The sequence below is a fragment of the Piscinibacter sp. PDB1-1 genome, assembly GCF_056675995.1.
This window is the reverse complement of record NZ_JBWVZJ010000002.1, coordinates 835,215-850,573: the sequence shown is the minus strand read 5'-3', so window position 1 is coordinate 850,573 and position 15,359 is coordinate 835,215. Positions and strand designations below refer to the sequence as shown.

General features: G+C 60.7%; 23 protein-coding genes and 1 tRNA gene. All 24 read left to right on the top strand.

The annotated features are described in order from the left end of the window. Positions 1 to 5 precede the first annotated feature (5 nt). The 24 genes from rpsN to AC1KAR_RS15580 all read left to right on the top strand — a co-directional run bounded on the left by rpsN (position 6) and on the right by AC1KAR_RS15580 (position 15,193). Positions 6 to 311 carry a 30S ribosomal protein S14 gene (rpsN, locus tag AC1KAR_RS15695; protein ID WP_480319311.1) on the top strand — a complete coding sequence of 102 codons (306 nt, stop codon included), beginning with the start codon at positions 6 to 8 and terminating at the stop codon, positions 309 to 311. Positions 312 to 338: 27 nt separating this feature from the next. Then, complete coding sequence (rpsH, locus tag AC1KAR_RS15690) at positions 339 to 734, top strand: 30S ribosomal protein S8 (protein WP_480319309.1); 396 nt, start codon at positions 339 to 341, stop codon at positions 732 to 734. Positions 735 to 750: 16 nt separating this feature from the next. Then, positions 751 to 1,284, top strand: a complete 534-nt coding sequence (gene rplF, locus AC1KAR_RS15685) for a 50S ribosomal protein L6 (RefSeq protein WP_480319448.1) — start codon at positions 751 to 753, stop codon at positions 1,282 to 1,284. Positions 1,285 to 1,296: 12 nt separating this feature from the next. Further along, positions 1,297 to 1,665, top strand: a complete 369-nt coding sequence (gene rplR / locus AC1KAR_RS15680; protein WP_480319307.1) for a 50S ribosomal protein L18 — start codon at positions 1,297 to 1,299, stop codon at positions 1,663 to 1,665. 33 nt (positions 1,666 to 1,698) lie between these two features. Beyond that, positions 1,699 to 2,217 carry a 30S ribosomal protein S5 gene (gene rpsE, locus AC1KAR_RS15675; RefSeq protein ID WP_480319305.1) on the top strand — a complete coding sequence of 173 codons (519 nt, stop codon included), beginning with the start codon at positions 1,699 to 1,701 and terminating at the stop codon, positions 2,215 to 2,217. A 22-nt stretch (positions 2,218 to 2,239) separates the two neighbouring features. Next, positions 2,240 to 2,422 (top strand): 50S ribosomal protein L30, encoded by a 183-nt coding sequence (gene rpmD, locus AC1KAR_RS15670; protein ID WP_480319303.1) that lies wholly within the window; start codon positions 2,240 to 2,242, stop codon positions 2,420 to 2,422. Between the two features lie 17 nt (positions 2,423 to 2,439). Beyond that, complete coding sequence (gene rplO / locus AC1KAR_RS15665) at positions 2,440 to 2,871, top strand: 50S ribosomal protein L15 (RefSeq protein ID WP_480319301.1); 432 nt, start codon at positions 2,440 to 2,442, stop codon at positions 2,869 to 2,871. Between the two features lie 31 nt (positions 2,872 to 2,902). Next, positions 2,903 to 4,213 carry a preprotein translocase subunit SecY gene (secY, locus tag AC1KAR_RS15660; protein WP_480319299.1) on the top strand — a complete coding sequence of 437 codons (1,311 nt, stop codon included), beginning with the start codon at positions 2,903 to 2,905 and terminating at the stop codon, positions 4,211 to 4,213. 42 nt (positions 4,214 to 4,255) lie between these two features. Next, positions 4,256 to 4,474 (top strand): translation initiation factor IF-1, encoded by a 219-nt coding sequence (gene infA, locus AC1KAR_RS15655; RefSeq protein ID WP_047489367.1) that lies wholly within the window; start codon positions 4,256 to 4,258, stop codon positions 4,472 to 4,474. Positions 4,475 to 4,529: 55 nt separating this feature from the next. After that, positions 4,530 to 4,643: a 50S ribosomal protein L36 gene (gene rpmJ, locus AC1KAR_RS15650; protein WP_011830995.1), complete on the top strand. Its 114-nt coding sequence runs from the start codon at positions 4,530 to 4,532 to the stop codon at positions 4,641 to 4,643. A gap of 36 nt (positions 4,644 to 4,679) precedes the next feature. Further along, the gene (gene rpsM, locus AC1KAR_RS15645; protein ID WP_480319295.1) at positions 4,680 to 5,045 is read left to right on the top strand and encodes a 30S ribosomal protein S13; all 366 of its coding nucleotides are present in this window, start codon (positions 4,680 to 4,682) and stop codon (positions 5,043 to 5,045) included. Between the two features lie 65 nt (positions 5,046 to 5,110). Next, on the top strand, positions 5,111 to 5,512 hold the full coding sequence (gene rpsK / locus AC1KAR_RS15640; RefSeq protein WP_480319293.1) for a 30S ribosomal protein S11: 402 nt from the start codon (positions 5,111 to 5,113) through the stop codon (positions 5,510 to 5,512). Positions 5,513 to 5,702: 190 nt separating this feature from the next. Next, the gene (gene rpsD, locus AC1KAR_RS15635) at positions 5,703 to 6,326 is read left to right on the top strand and encodes a 30S ribosomal protein S4 (RefSeq protein ID WP_480319290.1); all 624 of its coding nucleotides are present in this window, start codon (positions 5,703 to 5,705) and stop codon (positions 6,324 to 6,326) included. 149 nt (positions 6,327 to 6,475) lie between these two features. Next, positions 6,476 to 7,462 (top strand): DNA-directed RNA polymerase subunit alpha, encoded by a 987-nt coding sequence (locus tag AC1KAR_RS15630; protein WP_480319288.1) that lies wholly within the window; start codon positions 6,476 to 6,478, stop codon positions 7,460 to 7,462. A gap of 80 nt (positions 7,463 to 7,542) precedes the next feature. Then, on the top strand, positions 7,543 to 7,938 hold the full coding sequence (rplQ, locus tag AC1KAR_RS15625) for a 50S ribosomal protein L17 (RefSeq protein ID WP_480319287.1): 396 nt from the start codon (positions 7,543 to 7,545) through the stop codon (positions 7,936 to 7,938). A 181-nt stretch (positions 7,939 to 8,119) separates the two neighbouring features. Then, a tRNA-Met gene (locus AC1KAR_RS15620) sits at positions 8,120 to 8,196 on the top strand. A 507-nt stretch (positions 8,197 to 8,703) separates the two neighbouring features. After that, positions 8,704 to 9,558, top strand: a complete 855-nt coding sequence (locus tag AC1KAR_RS15615) for a hypothetical protein (RefSeq protein ID WP_480319285.1) — start codon at positions 8,704 to 8,706, stop codon at positions 9,556 to 9,558. Positions 9,559 to 9,585: 27 nt separating this feature from the next. Continuing rightward, positions 9,586 to 11,007 (top strand): calcium-binding protein, encoded by a 1,422-nt coding sequence (locus AC1KAR_RS15610; protein WP_480319446.1) that lies wholly within the window; start codon positions 9,586 to 9,588, stop codon positions 11,005 to 11,007. A gap of 213 nt (positions 11,008 to 11,220) precedes the next feature. Beyond that, positions 11,221 to 11,700, top strand: a complete 480-nt coding sequence (locus tag AC1KAR_RS15605) for a hypothetical protein (RefSeq protein WP_480319283.1) — start codon at positions 11,221 to 11,223, stop codon at positions 11,698 to 11,700. 75 nt (positions 11,701 to 11,775) lie between these two features. Further along, on the top strand, positions 11,776 to 12,054 hold the full coding sequence (locus AC1KAR_RS15600) for a hypothetical protein (RefSeq protein ID WP_480319281.1): 279 nt from the start codon (positions 11,776 to 11,778) through the stop codon (positions 12,052 to 12,054). Between the two features lie 21 nt (positions 12,055 to 12,075). Further along, positions 12,076 to 13,131: a hypothetical protein gene (locus AC1KAR_RS15595; protein ID WP_480319279.1), complete on the top strand. Its 1,056-nt coding sequence runs from the start codon at positions 12,076 to 12,078 to the stop codon at positions 13,129 to 13,131. After that, a complete protein-coding gene (locus tag AC1KAR_RS15590) occupies positions 13,128 to 13,979 on the top strand; it encodes a hypothetical protein (RefSeq protein ID WP_480319277.1) in 852 nt (283 codons plus the stop codon). The genes AC1KAR_RS15595 and AC1KAR_RS15590 overlap by 4 nt, the downstream gene beginning before the upstream one ends. A 21-nt stretch (positions 13,980 to 14,000) precedes the next feature. Then, entirely contained in the window at positions 14,001 to 14,741 is a 741-nt protein-coding gene (locus AC1KAR_RS15585; protein WP_480319275.1) for a hypothetical protein, read from the top strand. Beyond that, positions 14,687 to 15,193, top strand: coding sequence for a GIY-YIG nuclease family protein (locus tag AC1KAR_RS15580; protein WP_480319273.1), 507 nt, complete (start codon positions 14,687 to 14,689; stop codon positions 15,191 to 15,193). The genes AC1KAR_RS15585 and AC1KAR_RS15580 overlap by 55 nt, the downstream gene beginning before the upstream one ends. Positions 15,194 to 15,359 lie beyond the last annotated feature (166 nt).

The following is a 15,359-nucleotide window of genomic DNA, read 5'->3' as shown; positions in this document are numbered from 1 at the left end:
GATCAGTGGCTAAGACTTCCCTCATCCAGCGCGAACTGAAGCGCACCCAGCTCGTCGCCAAGTACAAGAAGAAGTACGACGAACTCAAGTCAACGGCGAATGACGCCAAGAAGTCCGACGAGGAGCGCTATGCGGCTCGTCTCGAGCTTCAGCAGCTGCCGCGCAATGCATACCCGACGCGCCAGCGCAACCGCTGCGAGCTGACCGGTCGCCCCCGCGGAACCTTCCGCAAGTTCGGCTTGGGCCGAAACAAGATTCGCGAGTTGGCGTTCAAGGGCGACATCCCGGGCGTCATCAAGGCCAGCTGGTAATCGGCTCGACGATCAGGAGATATCCGAATGAGCATGAGTGATCCTATCGCCGATATGCTGACCCGCATTCGCAACGCGCAGATGGTCGAAAAGACTGCTGTCGTGATGCCGGCGTCCAAGCTGAAAGTGGCGATCGCCAAAGTCCTGAAGGACGAGGGCTACATCGAAAACTTCGCCGTTGTTGGCGAAAAGGCAAAGCCGCAACTTGAGGTCACCCTCAAGTACTACGCTGGCCGCCCCGTGATTGAGCACATTGAGCGCGTGAGCCGCCCTGGCCTGCGTATCTACAAAGGCCGCCACGACATTCCGAGCGTCATGAACGGTCTCGGTGTTGCGATCGTGACGACGCCGAAGGGTGTGATGACCGATCGCAAGGCTCGCCAGGCTGGCATCGGTGGCGAAGTGCTTTGCTACGTCGCCTAAGGAAGGGAAGAAGCAAATGTCCCGCGTAGGAAAAATGCCGATCGCCATCCCCAAGGGTGTGGATGTGTCGATCAACGCTGAGCAGATCAGCATCAAGGGCGCGCTCGGCACGCTGGTGCGTCCCGTCAACGGCCTCGTCAACGTCAAAAGCGCTGACGGCAAGCTCAACTTCGAGCCGACGAATGAGTCGGTTGAAGCTGACGCCATGTCGGGCACGATGCGCGCGCTTGTGAACAACATGGTCAACGGCGTGAGCAAAGGCTTCGAGAAGAAGCTGACATTGGTCGGCGTGGGCTTCCGCGCCCAGGCTGCTGGTTCCAAGCTCAATCTGCAGATCGGTTTCTCGCACCCCGTCGCCAAGGAAATGCCTGCTGGTGTCAAGGTCGAGTGCCCGACGCAAACCGAGATCGTGATCAAGGGTTCTGACCGCCAGGTGGTGGGTCAGATCGCTGCGGAAGTCCGTGCGATTCGCCCGCCCGAGCCCTACAAGGGCAAGGGCATCCGCTACGCGGATGAGAAGGTCACGATCAAAGAGACCAAGAAGAAGTAAGGAGCGCCGAACATGTCACTGAACAGAAAAGATCAGCGCATTCGTCGCTCCCGCCAGACCCGTGCGCGCATTGCCAAGCAGCGCGTCGCCCGTCTGACCGTCTTCCGCACGAACTTGCACATCTACGCCAGCGTCATTTCCGACGACGGCGCCAAGGTGCTCGCCAGCGCATCGACTGCAGAAGCCGACATCCGCAAGGAACTTGGCGCCGCAGGCAAGGGCGGCAACGTCAATGCTGCCACCTTGATCGGCAAGCGAATCGCCGAGAAGGCAAAGGCTGCCGGTATCGAGAAGGTTGCTTTCGATCGCGCTGGTTTTGCGTATCACGGCCGCGTGAAGGCCCTCGCCGAAGCCGCGCGTGAAGCCGGCCTGCAGTTCTAAGCGCGGCACGCGCAACGAGCAAGGATTCAGAAAATGGCAAAGTTTCAACCCCGCGCCCAAGCCGAAGGCAACGACGACGGCCTGAAGGAAAAGATGATCGCGGTGAACCGCGTCACCAAGGTGGTGAAGGGTGGCCGCACGCTCAGCTTCGCGGCACTCACCGTCGTGGGCGACGGCGACGGCCGCATCGGCATGGGCAAGGGCAAGGCGAAGGAAGTTCCGGTGGCTGTTCAGAAGGCCATGGAATCGGCGCGCCGCAACCTGTTCAAGGTTTCGCTCAAGAACGGCACGATCCACCACAAGGTGGTCGGCGAACACGGCGCATCGCGCGTCCTGATGGCTCCGGCCAAGCCCGGCGACGGCATCATCGCCGGCGGCCCGATGCGCGCCGTGTTCGAAGTGATGGGCGTGACCGACATCGTGTGCAAGAGCCTCGGTTCGTCGAATCCGTACAACATGGTTCGCGCGACGCTCGACGCGCTGAAGAACATCAGCACGCCGGCCGAGATCGCTGCGAAGCGCGGTCTGACGGTCGAAGAGATCACCGGCTGATCTGATCTCAGGAATAGACATCATGGCTGACAAGAAAACTCTCACCGTCAAGCTGGTTCGCAGCATCGCCGGCACGCGCGAGTCGCACCGTGCCACGGTGCGCGGCCTCGGTCTGCGCAAGCTCAACAGCGAGAGCACGCTCGAAGACACGCCCGCCGTGCGCGGCATGATCACCAAGGTCCAGTACCTGGTGAAAGTGCTCTGAGCCTCTAAGGAACGAAGATGGAACTCAACAGCATCAAACCCGCCAGCGGTGCCAAGCACGCCAAGCGTCGCGTCGGGCGTGGCATTGGTTCGGGCCTGGGCAAGACCGCAGGTCGTGGTCACAAGGGTCAGAAGTCGCGGTCGGGCGGTTACCACAAGGTCGGCTTTGAAGGCGGTCAGATGCCTTTGCAGCGCCGTCTGCCGAAGCGCGGCTTCAAGTCGGCTTCGCTCAAGTACAACGCCGAGATCACGCTGAGCCAGTTGGAAGCTCTGAGCGTGGACGAAGTGGACGTGCTCACGCTCAAGCAAGCAGGCCTGGTCGATCAGATCGCCAAAGTCGTGAAGGTCATCAAGACCGGCGAGTTGACCAAGAAAGTGGCGCTCAAGGGCATTGGTGCCACCGCAGGTGCCAAGGCGGCCATTGAGGCTGCTGGCGGTTCGCTGGCCTGATTTGACTTCTCGGTAAACGGAACACGCTTCAGTGGCAACCAACGCGAATCAGCTGGCCAAGACGGGCAAGTTCGGTGACCTTCGTCGCCGTCTTGTCTTCTTGGTGCTCGCCCTGGTGGTGTATCGCCTCGGCGCGCACATTCCGGTGCCCGGCATCGACCCCGCGCAGCTGCAGGAGATGTTCAAGGGTCAGCAGGGCGGCATTCTGAGCCTGCTCAACGTGTTCTCCGGCGGTGCGCTGTCGCGCTTCACGGTGTTCGCACTGGGGATCATGCCGTACATCTCGGCGTCGATCATCATGCAGTTGATGACCTACGTCGTGCCTTCGCTCGAGGCACTGAAGAAGGAAGGCGAATCGGGTCGCCGAAAGATCACGCAGTACACGCGCTACGGCACGCTGGGGCTGGCATTGTTCCAGGCTCTGGGCATCGCACTGGCACTGGAGGCATCTCCGGGCCTGGTGATCTCGCCGGGGTTTGGCTTTCGCATGACGGCCGTCGTCAGCCTGGTTGCGGGCACGATGTTCCTGATGTGGCTGGGCGAGCAGATCACCGAGCGTGGGCTGGGTAACGGGATCTCGATTCTGATCTTCGCGGGTATTGCGGCAGGCTTGCCGTCTGCCATTGGCGGCCTGCTGGAGTTGGTTCGTACGGGTGCGATGAGCGTGCTGGTCGCCTTGTTCATTGTGATCTTGATCGCGGCAGTGACCTTCGTCGTGGTGTTTGTCGAGCGTGGCCAGCGCAAGATTCTCGTCAACTACGCCAAGCGCCAGGTCGGCAACAAGGTATATGGTGGCCAGTCGTCGCACCTGCCGCTCAAGCTCAACATGTCGGGTGTGATTCCGCCGATCTTTGCGTCGTCGATCATCCTGTTGCCGGCGACTGCGGTGGGTTGGTTTGCAACCGGCGAGAGCATGCGGTGGTTGAAGGACATGGCAGCGGCTTTGTCGCCAGGCCAGCCGATCTACGTGATGTTGTTCGCCGCCGCAATTGTGTTCTTCTGCTTCTTCTACACGGCGCTGGTGTTCAACAGCCGCGAGACCGCAGACAACCTGAAGAAGAGCGGTGCGTTCATTCCCGGCATTCGGCCGGGCGACCAGACCGCTAGGCACATCGATCGCATCTTGTCGCGTCTGACACTGGCCGGTGCCGTGTACATCACGCTGGTGTGTTTGCTGCCGGAGTTTCTGGTGTTGAAGTACAACGTTCCGTTCTACTTCGGTGGGACGTCGCTGTTGATCATCGTGGTTGTGACGATGGACTTCTGGGCACAGGTGCAGTCGTATGTGATGAGTCAGCAGTACGAGTCACTGCTGAAGAAGGCAAGTTTCAAAGCCAGCTGAAGGCGGGCTTGAGTCGAACGAAAGACAACGAAGCAGCAAGGCATGGCGAAGGACGACGTCATTCAGATGCAGGGCGAGATTCTGGAGAATCTTCCCAACGCGACGTTTCGAGTGAAGTTGGAGAACGGGCACATTGTGCTCGGCCATATCTCCGGAAAGATGCGGATGCACTACATCCGCATCCTGCCGGGAGACAAGGTGACAGTCGAATTGACGCCTTACGACCTGACGCGCGCGCGCATCGTGTTCCGCGCCAAGTGACGGTCGGACGCGAAGTTTGGATTTGAAGCGGCCTCAACGGCCCTAGGAGAAGAGTATGAAAGTTGCAGCATCGGTAAAGAAGATGTGCCGGAATTGCAAGGTCATCCGTCGCAAAGGCGTGGTGCGCGTGATCTGTACCGATCCGCGTCACAAGCAGCGCCAAGGCTGACCGGCCTTCGACGTTCAGAGCGAATAGAGGAAGAACATGGCACGTATTGCTGGTATCAACATTCCGCCGCACAAGCACGCCGAAATCGGCCTGACTGCGATCTATGGCATCGGCCGCACGACCGCGCAGAAGATCTGCGCCGCCAGCGGCGTTCCGTTCGATCGCAAGATCAAGGATCTGACGGACGGTGATCTGGAGAAGATCCGCGAGGAGATCGGCCGGATGACCATCGAAGGCGACCTGCGCCGCGAGATGTCGATCAACATCAAGCGACTGATGGACCTGGGTTGCTACCGTGGCTTCCGTCACCGCCGTGGTCTGCCGGTTCGTGGTCAACGCACCAAGACGAATGCTCGTACCCGCAAGGGCCCGCGCAAGTCCGGCGCCCTGGTCAAGAAGTGATTGCTGCGTTCGCAGCAGCACACCCTTGACGAGCACACAGACGAGCACAGCAAGAGAGACTCGATATGGCTAAAGCACCCAATACCGCCGCCCAACGCGTGCGCAAGAAGATCCGCAAGAACGTTGCGGATGGCATCGCGCACGTCCACGCGTCGTTCAACAACACGATCATCACGATCACCGATCGCCAAGGCGGCGCCCTGTCTTGGGCCTCGAGTGGCGGCCAGGGCTTCAAGGGATCGCGCAAATCGACGCCTTTCGCCGCCCAGGTGGCTGCTGAAGTGGCCGGTCGTGCAGCTCAAGAGCAAGGCATCAAGAACCTCGACGTTCGGATCAAGGGCCCCGGCCCCGGCCGCGAGTCTTCGGTGCGCGCTCTTGCGTCACTCGGCATCCGCATCACCTCGATCTCCGACGTGACGCCGGTTCCGCACAATGGTTGCCGCCCGCAGAAGCGTCGCCGTATCTGATAGATCTGAAGGATCTTCGTCGCCGGCCAGCGCCTCACGGTGCTCGCCGGCGGTTCTGTTGAAACCGCCAGGTTTCAGTGAAGCCGAAACCGAGAGGTTTCATAAGCCCACCGTCTGAGCCCGCATAACAACACTGGCCAGACTCGCGCGAGCCTCCCGAGGCCCGCGTCAGATTGACAAAGGAAGCAACGTGGCACGTTACCTAGGACCCAAGGGCAAACTCGCCCGCCGTGAAGGCACAGATCTTTTCCTGAAGAGCGCCCGCCGCCCGATCGGGGACAAGGTCAAGTTCGACAGCAAGCCTGGTCAGCATGGCCGCACATCTGGCTCGCGTACCTCCGACTTCGGCCTGCAACTGCGTGAAAAGCAGAAGGTCAAACGCATGTACGGCGTGCTGGAGCGCCAGTTCCGCCGCTACTTCGCGGAAGCCGAGCGTCGCAAGGGCAACACCGGTGCGAACCTGCTGACTCTGCTCGAGTCGCGCCTCGACAACGTCGTGTATCGCATGGGCTTCGGTTCGACTCGCGCCGAAAGCCGTCAGCTGGTGTCGCACAAGGCGATCACCGTGAACGGACAGGTCGTCAACATCGCGTCTTATTCCGTCAAGGTCGGTGACGTCGTTGGCATTCGCGAGAAGGCGAAGAAGCAGTTGCGCATTACCGAAGCCGTCAAGTTGGCCGAAAGCCAAGGCATGCCGAGCTGGGTGCAGGTCGACGCTTCCAAGCTCGAAGGTGTCTTCAAGAAGACCCCCGACCGCGATGAATTCGGTGCCGACATCAAGGAAGCGCTGATCGTCGAACTGTATTCGCGCTGATGTGCGCGCGGTCGCTGGAGCGGCGGGTTCTCGTGCCCGGCTCCGCGATCTGTTCCGTGTTCCTTCGTCCGGTGGCAGCCCTGGCTGCCCCGGTTGGTCCATCAGCCTTATCGGTGTAACGAACCGAGGGTATTGAAAGCAAAGACCTCATGCAAACAAACCTGCTCAAACCTAAAGCCATCAATGTGGAGCCGCTTGGCGGCAACCGCGCCAAGGTTACGCTCGAACCTTTCGAGCGCGGCTACGGCCACACGCTGGGCAACGCGCTGCGTCGCGTGCTGCTCTCGTCGATGGTGGGGTATGCGCCGACTGAAGTAACCATCGCCGGCGTGCTCCACGAGTACTCGGCCATTGATGGTGTGCAAGAGGACGTGGTTCACATCATGTTGAACCTCAAGGGCGTGGTGTTCCGCCTGCACAACCGTGATGAAGTCACGCTGGTGCTTCGCAAGGAAGGCGAAGGCCCGGTCACGGCTGGCGACATTCAAACTCCGCACGACGTCGAGATCATCAACCCTGATCACGTGATCGCGCACCTGTCGCAAGGCGGCAAGCTTGACATGCAGATCAAGGTGGAGAAGGGTCGCGGCTATGTGCCCGGCACGCTGCGCCGCTTTGGCGATGAGCCGACGAAGTCCATCGGACGCATTGTTCTGGATGCCTCCTTCTCGCCGGTTTCGCGCGTCAGCTACACCGTCGAATCCGCCCGTGTCGAGCAGCGCACCGACCTCGACAAGCTCGTGATGGAAATTGCGACAAACGGCGCCATCACGCCTGAAGAAGCGATCCGTGCGTCGGCCAAGATCCTGGTCGAACAGCTGGCTGTCTTCGCCCAGCTCGAAGGCAGCGAGATTGCGGCCTTCGACGCGCCGGCGCAACGCAGCACGCAGTTCGATCCGATTCTCCTTCGCCCGGTCGACGAACTCGAACTTACCGTTCGTTCGGCGAACTGCCTGAAGGCCGAGAACATCTACTACATCGGCGATCTCATCCAGCGCACGGAGACTGAACTGCTGAAGACGCCGAATTTGGGTCGCAAGTCGCTCAACGAGATCAAGGAAGTGCTGGCCTCGCGTGGTCTCACGCTCGGCGCGCGCCTTGAGAACTGGCCGCCCCAAGGGCTGGACAAGCGTTAATCAGAAGGGCCAATTGGCCCGGTGCACCCGGCAGTACCTGATACGGCTGCCGGTCAATTAGTCAGAAAGGAAACAGCACCATGCGTCACCGTAACGGACTTCGCAAACTCAACCGCACGTCGGAGCACCGCGCCGCGATGCTGCGCAACATGTGCAACTCGCTGCTGCAGCACGAAGCGATCAAGACCACGGTCCCCAAGGCCAAGGAACTGCGTCGTGTTGTCGAGCCCTTGATCACGCTCGCCAAGGAAGCTACGCTGGCCAATCGCCGCCTGGCCTTCGATCGCACCCGCGATCGCGACATCGTCACCAAGCTTTTTAATGAACTCGGCCCGCGCTACAAGGCGCGTCCGGGTGGCTATACCCGCATCCTGAAGATGGGGTATCGCGTGGGTGACAACGCACCGATGGCGTTCGTCGAACTAGTGGATCGCCCTGATCCTGCGGAAGAGAATGCGGCCGAGAAGGCTGAGTAAGGCGCTCACGGTTGGAGCACAAAAGGGCCAGCGATGCTGGCCCTTTGCATTTGATGCGCCCCACAGTGCCAAGATCTGGTCCGCTACGCACGGGCCATATTCGCAGGTCGCTCGGTCACATGACACAATTGCCTAGTGAGATGACTCGCGCTCCAATCTATGCTATAGTCACAGGCTCAGTCGCGGGGTGGAGCAGTCTGGTAGCTCGTTGGGCTCATAACCCAAAGGTCGTTGGTTCAAATCCAGCCCCCGCAACCACAGATTAGCTAGAAGACACGCGAAGAACCGCAGCGAACGCCAACCATTCGGTTGGCGTTTTTGCTTTGTGCCCATCCCGTGCCCACATCTTTCTCGCACGATGGCGAAATGACCGTTGGGCGTTGTGCCCGCGTCGGCGTTGCGGCGACTGAGAGGTCGGCGGCCCCAAACAACGACTGGCCCGCATGCGCGCCATGGCGAGCTAGCTCGTGTGTGGACGATCAGGCCTTTCAGAGCGGGTTGATCACGGTGCGCTGATCAGTTTCTGTATGTCTCATGCTTGCCGTTGCTGGCGTTCAGACGCAAGTAGCTGCTCAGTCTTTCATGATTGGGCCGCTCAACGCAGCTTGATCATCCACATGTGCTGCCCGACTGTGTTGTCGCTGCTTGGTCACGACCGTCGCCGTGCATCGATCAGGTCGTCACCCTCATAGGCGCGGTCATCAGCCGCTTCTTTGATCCGTTCCCGCGCAACATCGCCAACGACACTTCTGGGAGGCTCGCAACATGAAGCTCCTTGCTCTACAGCGCGCCACTGCGCGCGCCATCTCTGTTGCCCTGCTGGGCATTGCTCTTGTGGCCTGCAGTACAGGGGCCAGCAACTCTGCCTCAAAGGAGCGACAGGCCAAGGGGCAAGCGATGTTCCAAGAGCGGTGCAAGACGGCTGGGGAGAAGATTCATCGGACGGTTGAAAACGTTGAGGGTGTGTTCCTTCTCAAGATTCGACCCGAAGGGGTGAACTTCGGTGATCAGTTCAAGCTGGACGATCCGTATGGGAGCGACTTTGGCGGGGACGCGTACATCAAGAACTTCTTGCGTGGCTTCCACCACCAATCCGGACGCCCCTTCATTCCCGGCGCGCCGCCTTTAGTGGGCTACCTCTATGTGGAAGCTGTCGATCTCGCGGATGGCAAGCGATATCGATACACGGGAGGTGTTAGACAGGTGGCCCGCACGCTGAGCGGATTGGCTGCACGCGACGGTGTTGCTCGTCAGTTCACGATGACGGATTTCGCTTTGGACAAGGCTCCAGCTCCCAGTGCTGCACCTCGCTATGGAGTGACCTACGACGACATCTCGACACGGGAAGAGCGCGAGTACTGGATCGCCGGAAGTTCACTAAAGGTCATCGATCTGCAGACGAACGAAGTGATCGCCGAGCGCATCGGCTACATGATGGACTGGGCGCAGGGCAGTCGTGCGGGCGCCCGGTCGCCATGGCTGTTCGCGGCAGACAGCGCCTGCCCCGGTTTTCAAATGAATCCCTTCCAGCCACTCACAAGAAGTGGGGGTGGTGGTAGTGCCGCACAACCCGGGCAGACGCTCTTCTTCATCGAAAAAGTTCTCAAACCAAAACTCTAAGACCTGATCAGGGAGATCAACGTGCCAATGACAACACCGCCAACGGTTTCCGACTACCTCAAATACGCCGACCTACAAATGGCGGCTGAAGCATTTTTGGTCGTCGAGGCCACAGGCGCCATTCGATCGGATCTGACTACCGCCCTTGTCACAGGCAACACGCACGCATCCAAGTTCACGCAGACGCAGGCCGTAGCCTTCGCTGCTGAATGGGAAGTCCTCGACCAATCCCTCTTCGACCAGGATCCGAACCCTGCAACTGGGTTCGCCGGCAAGCGCTTCGAGTCCGGCTTCAGCGGCACCCTGTTCAAGAACCGAACCACGGGCGAGCTGGTGATGTCCTTCCGCTCCACCGAATTCATCGACGACGCTGCACGAGACAGCAAGGCCACGAACGAGCTTGAGATCAAGGAGTTTGGTTTCGCCTTCGGCCAGCTGCGAGACATGGAAGCCCGGTATGCTAGGCTCAAGTCCGAAGGCGATCTGCCCGCCGGCAGCCAGCTCTCCGTCACCGGCTACAGCCTGGGCGGGCACCTAGCCACGGCCTTCAACATGCTGCACGGCCAGGAGCTGCTGCCCAGCGGCCAGCCGAGCATCAACCAAGTCGTCACCTTCAAAGGCGCAGGCATCGGCGGCATCGTCTCCAGCAGCCTGGTGCAGATCCTCGGCGAGTTCGCCACCTTGGCCGCCAATGCCGACGGGCAGCGGTTCACCTTCACCAACGCCGATCTGAACGCGATCTACGCGCGAACGCGCGGCGCGGGCGGTGTGCTCTCCGCCGCCGACCAAGCCACGCTCACGGCGCTGACGTCTCCCGTGGAAGGCCAGCCTGTTGACAGCATCACCGCCGAGCAGGCTCAGATGGTTCTGGACGCCTCCGCTCGCGTCAAAGCCATCCGCGACGAGGCAGCCCGCGTGCCCAGCCTGATCAGCGGGGGCAGCAGCTCCCCACCCAAGAACGTGCTCAGCGGCAACGCGCAAGCCAACACCCTCACGGGCCTCGGTGGCACCGACACCCTGGATGGCGGCGCCGGCAACGACATCCTCGACGGCGGAACGGCAGCCGACACCTACCTCTTCGGCAGAGGTTGGGGAACCGACACCGTGCGAGACAACGACAGCGCGGCCAACGTCAGAGACCGCATCCAGTTCGGTGCTGGCATCGTGCAGTCGGACCTGAGCTACAGCCGGGTGGGCAACAACCTCGAAGCGCTGATCATCGGCAGCACCGACAAGATCGTGGTGCAGGACTGGTACCTGGGCAGCCAGTATCGCGTCGAGGAGTTCCGTTTCAGTGATGGCAGCGTCCTCACCGACAGCCAGGTGCAGGGGCTCGTGGGGGCGATGGCAACCTTCTCGGCGGCTCCAGCGGGCGAAACTGCAATGCAGGGCAAGGCCTACCGAGGCACGTATCTCATCGACCAGATGGGTGTCAGTGCATTGATGTGAGATGGGTGAGGCCGGTCAGGCAGCGCGACAGTCTGACCGGCCCTCCCAATATCGTGACGCAACTCGACCGCACTTTGGCATGGCAGGCCCATCGCGCTGCGAAGAAGGCGCCGCAACGTGTGCATCGATCGCAGGCAACCAACGCCCCAGCCTCCGGGCTCTGTCCCGTGAAGAGGACGGAGCCGCCGTGCCATTCATCTCAGGGAGCTCCGCATGAAGACTTTCGCCACCCCACTGCTTCTAGCCGCGCGCATGTTGACTGTGCTGCTCACCGGCCTCGCCCTCACGGCCTGCGGGGCGGGGCCAGGAAAGTCAGAGGCACAAGAGCGGCAGGCCAAGGCTCAGGCGATGTTCCTGGAGCGGTGTAAGACCGCAGGGGAGAAGATCCATCGGACGGTGGAGAACGTCGAAGGCGTGTTCCTGCTGAAGCTTCGCCCGCAAGGCATGAATCACGGGAACCAGTTCGCCTTGGACGATCCGTACGGAAGTGATCTGCTTGGGGATGGCTACATCGAGTCATTTCTTCGTGGGAGCTATCAGGCGAGCCGCTCGAAGAGATCCGCAGATGTATCTCAATCGATACAGGGCTACCGCTATGTCGAAGCCATCGGCCAGCAAGATGGCAAGCGCTATCGCTATACCGGAGGAGTAAAACAGGTAACGCGCACTGCGAGCATTCTGGGGGGGCGGTGATGGCAAGACACAGTTCACTACTGAAGCCTTTGTTCTGGACAAGGTTCCAGCTCCTGGTGCCCCCCCCGCTATGGGGTGACATACGACGACATCTCCACACGTGAAGAGCGCGAGTACTGGATAGCTGGCAGTTCGCTCAAGGTCATCGATCTTCAGACCAACGAAGTGATCGCCGAGCGAATCGGCTACATGATGGACTGGGCACAGGGCAGCACGGCCGGTGCTCGTTCGCCGTGGCTATTCGCCGCGGACAACGCCTGTCCTGCGTTCACCTCGACAGGAAGAGGCGGGACATCGGGTCAGGCTTGGCAGGCTGACAGATTCGTCGAAGAAGTTCTCAAACCAAAGCTTTAAGACCTGATCAGGGAGATCAGCATGCCTGCAACGACAACGCCGCCAACAGTTTCCGATTACCTCAAGTACGCCAATCTGCAGATGGCGGCAGAGGCGCTTCTCAATGCTGAAGATGGGAGTTTGAGTTATTCGGGGCAAGCGTTGATTGATGCCCTAAAGGTCGGCAACAAGCACGCCTCCCGATTCACCCAGATCCAAGCCAAGAACTTCGCTGATCACTGGGAAGTCCTCGACCAAGAAGCCACCACCCAAACCGGCTTCAGCGGCACCCTCTTCCGATGCATCCTGGATGACCCGGCCACTGGAGCCAAGGCGGGCGAGCTGGTGATGTCCTTCCGCTCCACCGAGTTCATTGACGATGCTGCGCGCGACAACAAGGCAACCAACGAACTGGAGATCGCCAAGTTCGGCTTCGCCTTCGGCCAGATCCGCGACATGGAAGCCTGGTATGCCAGGCTCAAGTCCGACGGCGATTTGCCTGCCGGCAGCCAGCTCTCCGTCACCGGCTACAGCCTGGGCGGGCACCTGGCCACGGCCTTCAACATGCTGCATGGCTACCAAGACCTGCTGCCCGACGGTCAGCCGCGCGTCCAGCGAGTCGTCACCTTCAACGGTGCAGGCATCGGCGGCATCAAGTCCGGCAACCTGGCGCAGATCGTCACCGCGTTCACCACCTTGGCGGCCAATACCGACGGGCAGCGGTTCACCTTCACCAACGCCGATCTGAACGCGATCTACGCGCGAACGCGCGGCGCGGGCGGCGTGCTCTCCGCCGCCGACCAGGCCACGCTCACGGCGCTGACGTCTCCCGTGGAAGGCCAGCCTTTTGACAGCATCACCGCCGAGCAGGCTCAGATGGTTCTGGACGCCTCCGCTCGCGTCAAAGCCATCCGCGACGAGGCAGCCCGCGTGCCCAACGTGCCCAGCGTGCCCAGCGTGCCCAGCGGAGACGGCAGACCCTCGCCCAAGAACGTGCCGGCCTCCAGCATCGCCCAGGCCAACATCGACTACCAGATGGCCGTGCTCACGGTCAGGACTCGCAACGCCAACGATACGTCGTGGAGGATCACCGCATGAAGACCATCGCAAGAACACGGTGCCAAGGTGCACGCGCGTTGCTGCTTGCCCTGCTGGGCTTTGCGCTCGCAGCATGCGGGGCGGGGCCCAGCAAGTCAGAAGCACAAGGGCGACAGTCCAGGGCGCAGGCGATGTTCCAGGAGCGGTGCAAGACCGCAGGGGAGAAGATCCATCGGACGGTGGAGAACGTCGAGGGAGTGCTGCTCCTCAAGTTGAGGCCTCAAGAGGTGAACTTTGGGGATCAGTTCAAGTTGGATGATCCGTATGGACGCGACTTCCGTGGTGATGGCTACATCGAGACGTTTCTTCGAGGGAGCTTTCAAGCAAGTAGCAAAGACATTCCGCTCGGGGCGCCTCCTCGTTTTGGCTTTCGTTATGTGGAAGCAGTCGATCCCATGGATGGCAAGCGGTATCGATACACGGGAGGTGTCAGACAGGTAACGCTTACGTCGGGTGTCCTTGCCGGGGGAGGAGACGGCAGGCAATTCACAACACGCATGTTCGCCCTGGACAAGACTCCGGCTCCCGATGTCGCGCCTCGCTATGGAGTGACCTACGACGACATCTCGACGCGGGAAGAGCGCGAGTACTGGATCGCCGGCAGCTCGCTCAAGGTCATCGATCTGCAGACGAACGAAGTGATCGCCGAGCGCATCGGTTACATGATGGATTGGGCCCAAGGCAGCAGCGCGGGCAATCGGTCGCCGTGGCTGTTTGCAGCAAACAATGCCTGTCCTGCATTCGGTAGAGAGTTCAAAGGCCCGAAAGTCGGTAGCGGGCACGCGGCCAGCGAACAGCCATACCAGACACTCGATTTCGTCGAAAAAGTTCTCAAGCCAAAACTCTAGTACCTGATCAGGGAGATCAACGTGCCAACAACACCACCCACCATTGCCGACTATCTCAAGTACGCCGACTTGCAGATGGCGGCAGAGGCGCTACTCAATACTGAGGCTGGCGCGACTCGCTATTCGGGGCAGCCGCTCATTGACGCTTTGGTGCTAGGCAATACACACGCATCCCGGTTTACGGAGTTGCAGGCCAAAGACTTCAACACCAACTGGGAAATCCTCGACCAATCCCTCTTCGAGCAAGACCCGAACCCTGCAACCGGGTTCGCCGGCAAGCGCTTCGAGTCCGGCTTCAGCGGCACCCTGTTCAAGCACAGAGTCACGGGCGAGCTGGTCATCTCCTTCCGCTCCACCGAGTTCATCGACGACGCTGCGCGCGACAGCAAGGCGACCAACGAACTTGAGATCAAGGAGTTTGGCTTTGCCTTCGGTCAGATCCGCGACATGGAAGCCTGGTACGCGAAGCTGCAAGCCAGCGGCAAACTGCCGGCGGGCAGCCAGTTCGCCGTGACGGGCTACAGCCTGGGTGGGCACCTGGCCACGGCCTTCAACATGCTGCATGGCTACCAAGACCTGTTGCCCAACGGTCAGCCCCGCGTCCAGCGAGTCGTCACCTTCAACGGTGCAGGCATCGGCGGCATCAAGTCCGGCACTACGCGCGAACGCGCGGCGCGGACGGTGTGCTGTCCGCCGCCGATCAGGCCATGCCCACGGCGGTCGAGGTCAGCAAGGTCGTCCTCGACAGCGAAGAGAAGGTGATCGACTACCGAGAGCAGAACGTGAAGGCCGGTCACGCGTACGTCATCTCGAACGTCGGAGCGTTTGGGGAGGGCATTTACAAGATTGGCATGACGCGTCGCCTGGATCCGATGGATCGAGTGGACGAGCTCGGCGATGCTTCAGTGCCGTTCTGGTTCGACGTGCATGCCATGGTGTTCTCAGACAACGCGCCTGCGCTGGAGGCCAAGCTTCATGAGCGCTTCGCCGCCGGCCGACTGAATAGGGTCAATGGGCGCAAGGAGTTCTTCCGAGCGGACCTGAAAGAGATCGAGGCAATCATCCGGCAAAGCTACGATGCCGTTGCTGAGGTGGTGCATGAGGCACCAGCAGAGCAGTACCGTGAAAGTCTTCGCATGGCGATGCCCAGCGCAGAGATTCAGGAATCGGAACACGCGGCAGCCAACAACCGATCTGCCGCAGAAGCTACCTGATCCTTTCGTTGAAGCGTGACATGGTCGCGGCGATCTGCCTCGCCTAGCTCCCGTTGCAGCTTCCCAAGCGATGAGTCAACGCTTTCGCCTCACTTCCACACTGGCATCCTGAAGCTCATCGCCGCGCTGCTGAGCACGTTAGTTCTCACATCTGCTGCAGAGCGCT

Bases quoted from the DNA above. Each gene is read 5' to 3' on its own strand.
- rpsH (WP_480319309.1), top strand. From the start codon at position 339: ATGAGCATGAGTGATCCTATCGCCGATATGCTGACCCGCATTCGCAAC.
- rplF (WP_480319448.1), top strand. From the start codon at position 751: ATGTCCCGCGTAGGAAAAATGCCGATCGCCATCCCCAAGGGTGTGGAT.
- rplR (WP_480319307.1), top strand. From the start codon at position 1,297: ATGTCACTGAACAGAAAAGATCAGCGCATTCGTCGCTCCCGCCAGACC.
- rpsE (WP_480319305.1), top strand. From the start codon at position 1,699: ATGGCAAAGTTTCAACCCCGCGCCCAAGCCGAAGGCAACGACGACGGC.
- rpmD (WP_480319303.1), top strand. From the start codon at position 2,240: ATGGCTGACAAGAAAACTCTCACCGTCAAGCTGGTTCGCAGCATCGCC.
- rplO (WP_480319301.1), top strand. From the start codon at position 2,440: ATGGAACTCAACAGCATCAAACCCGCCAGCGGTGCCAAGCACGCCAAG.
- infA (WP_047489367.1), top strand. From the start codon at position 4,256: ATGGCGAAGGACGACGTCATTCAGATGCAGGGCGAGATTCTGGAGAAT.
- rpmJ (WP_011830995.1), top strand. From the start codon at position 4,530: ATGAAAGTTGCAGCATCGGTAAAGAAGATGTGCCGGAATTGCAAGGTC.
- rpsM (WP_480319295.1), top strand. From the start codon at position 4,680: ATGGCACGTATTGCTGGTATCAACATTCCGCCGCACAAGCACGCCGAA.
- rpsK (WP_480319293.1), top strand. From the start codon at position 5,111: ATGGCTAAAGCACCCAATACCGCCGCCCAACGCGTGCGCAAGAAGATC.
- AC1KAR_RS15630 (WP_480319288.1), top strand. From the start codon at position 6,476: ATGCAAACAAACCTGCTCAAACCTAAAGCCATCAATGTGGAGCCGCTT.
- rplQ (WP_480319287.1), top strand. From the start codon at position 7,543: ATGCGTCACCGTAACGGACTTCGCAAACTCAACCGCACGTCGGAGCAC.
- AC1KAR_RS15615 (WP_480319285.1), top strand. From the start codon at position 8,704: ATGAAGCTCCTTGCTCTACAGCGCGCCACTGCGCGCGCCATCTCTGTT.
- AC1KAR_RS15610 (WP_480319446.1), top strand. From the start codon at position 9,586: ATGACAACACCGCCAACGGTTTCCGACTACCTCAAATACGCCGACCTA.
- AC1KAR_RS15605 (WP_480319283.1), top strand. From the start codon at position 11,221: ATGAAGACTTTCGCCACCCCACTGCTTCTAGCCGCGCGCATGTTGACT.
- AC1KAR_RS15595 (WP_480319279.1), top strand. From the start codon at position 12,076: ATGCCTGCAACGACAACGCCGCCAACAGTTTCCGATTACCTCAAGTAC.
- AC1KAR_RS15590 (WP_480319277.1), top strand. From the start codon at position 13,128: ATGAAGACCATCGCAAGAACACGGTGCCAAGGTGCACGCGCGTTGCTG.
- AC1KAR_RS15580 (WP_480319273.1), top strand. From the start codon at position 14,687: ATGCCCACGGCGGTCGAGGTCAGCAAGGTCGTCCTCGACAGCGAAGAG.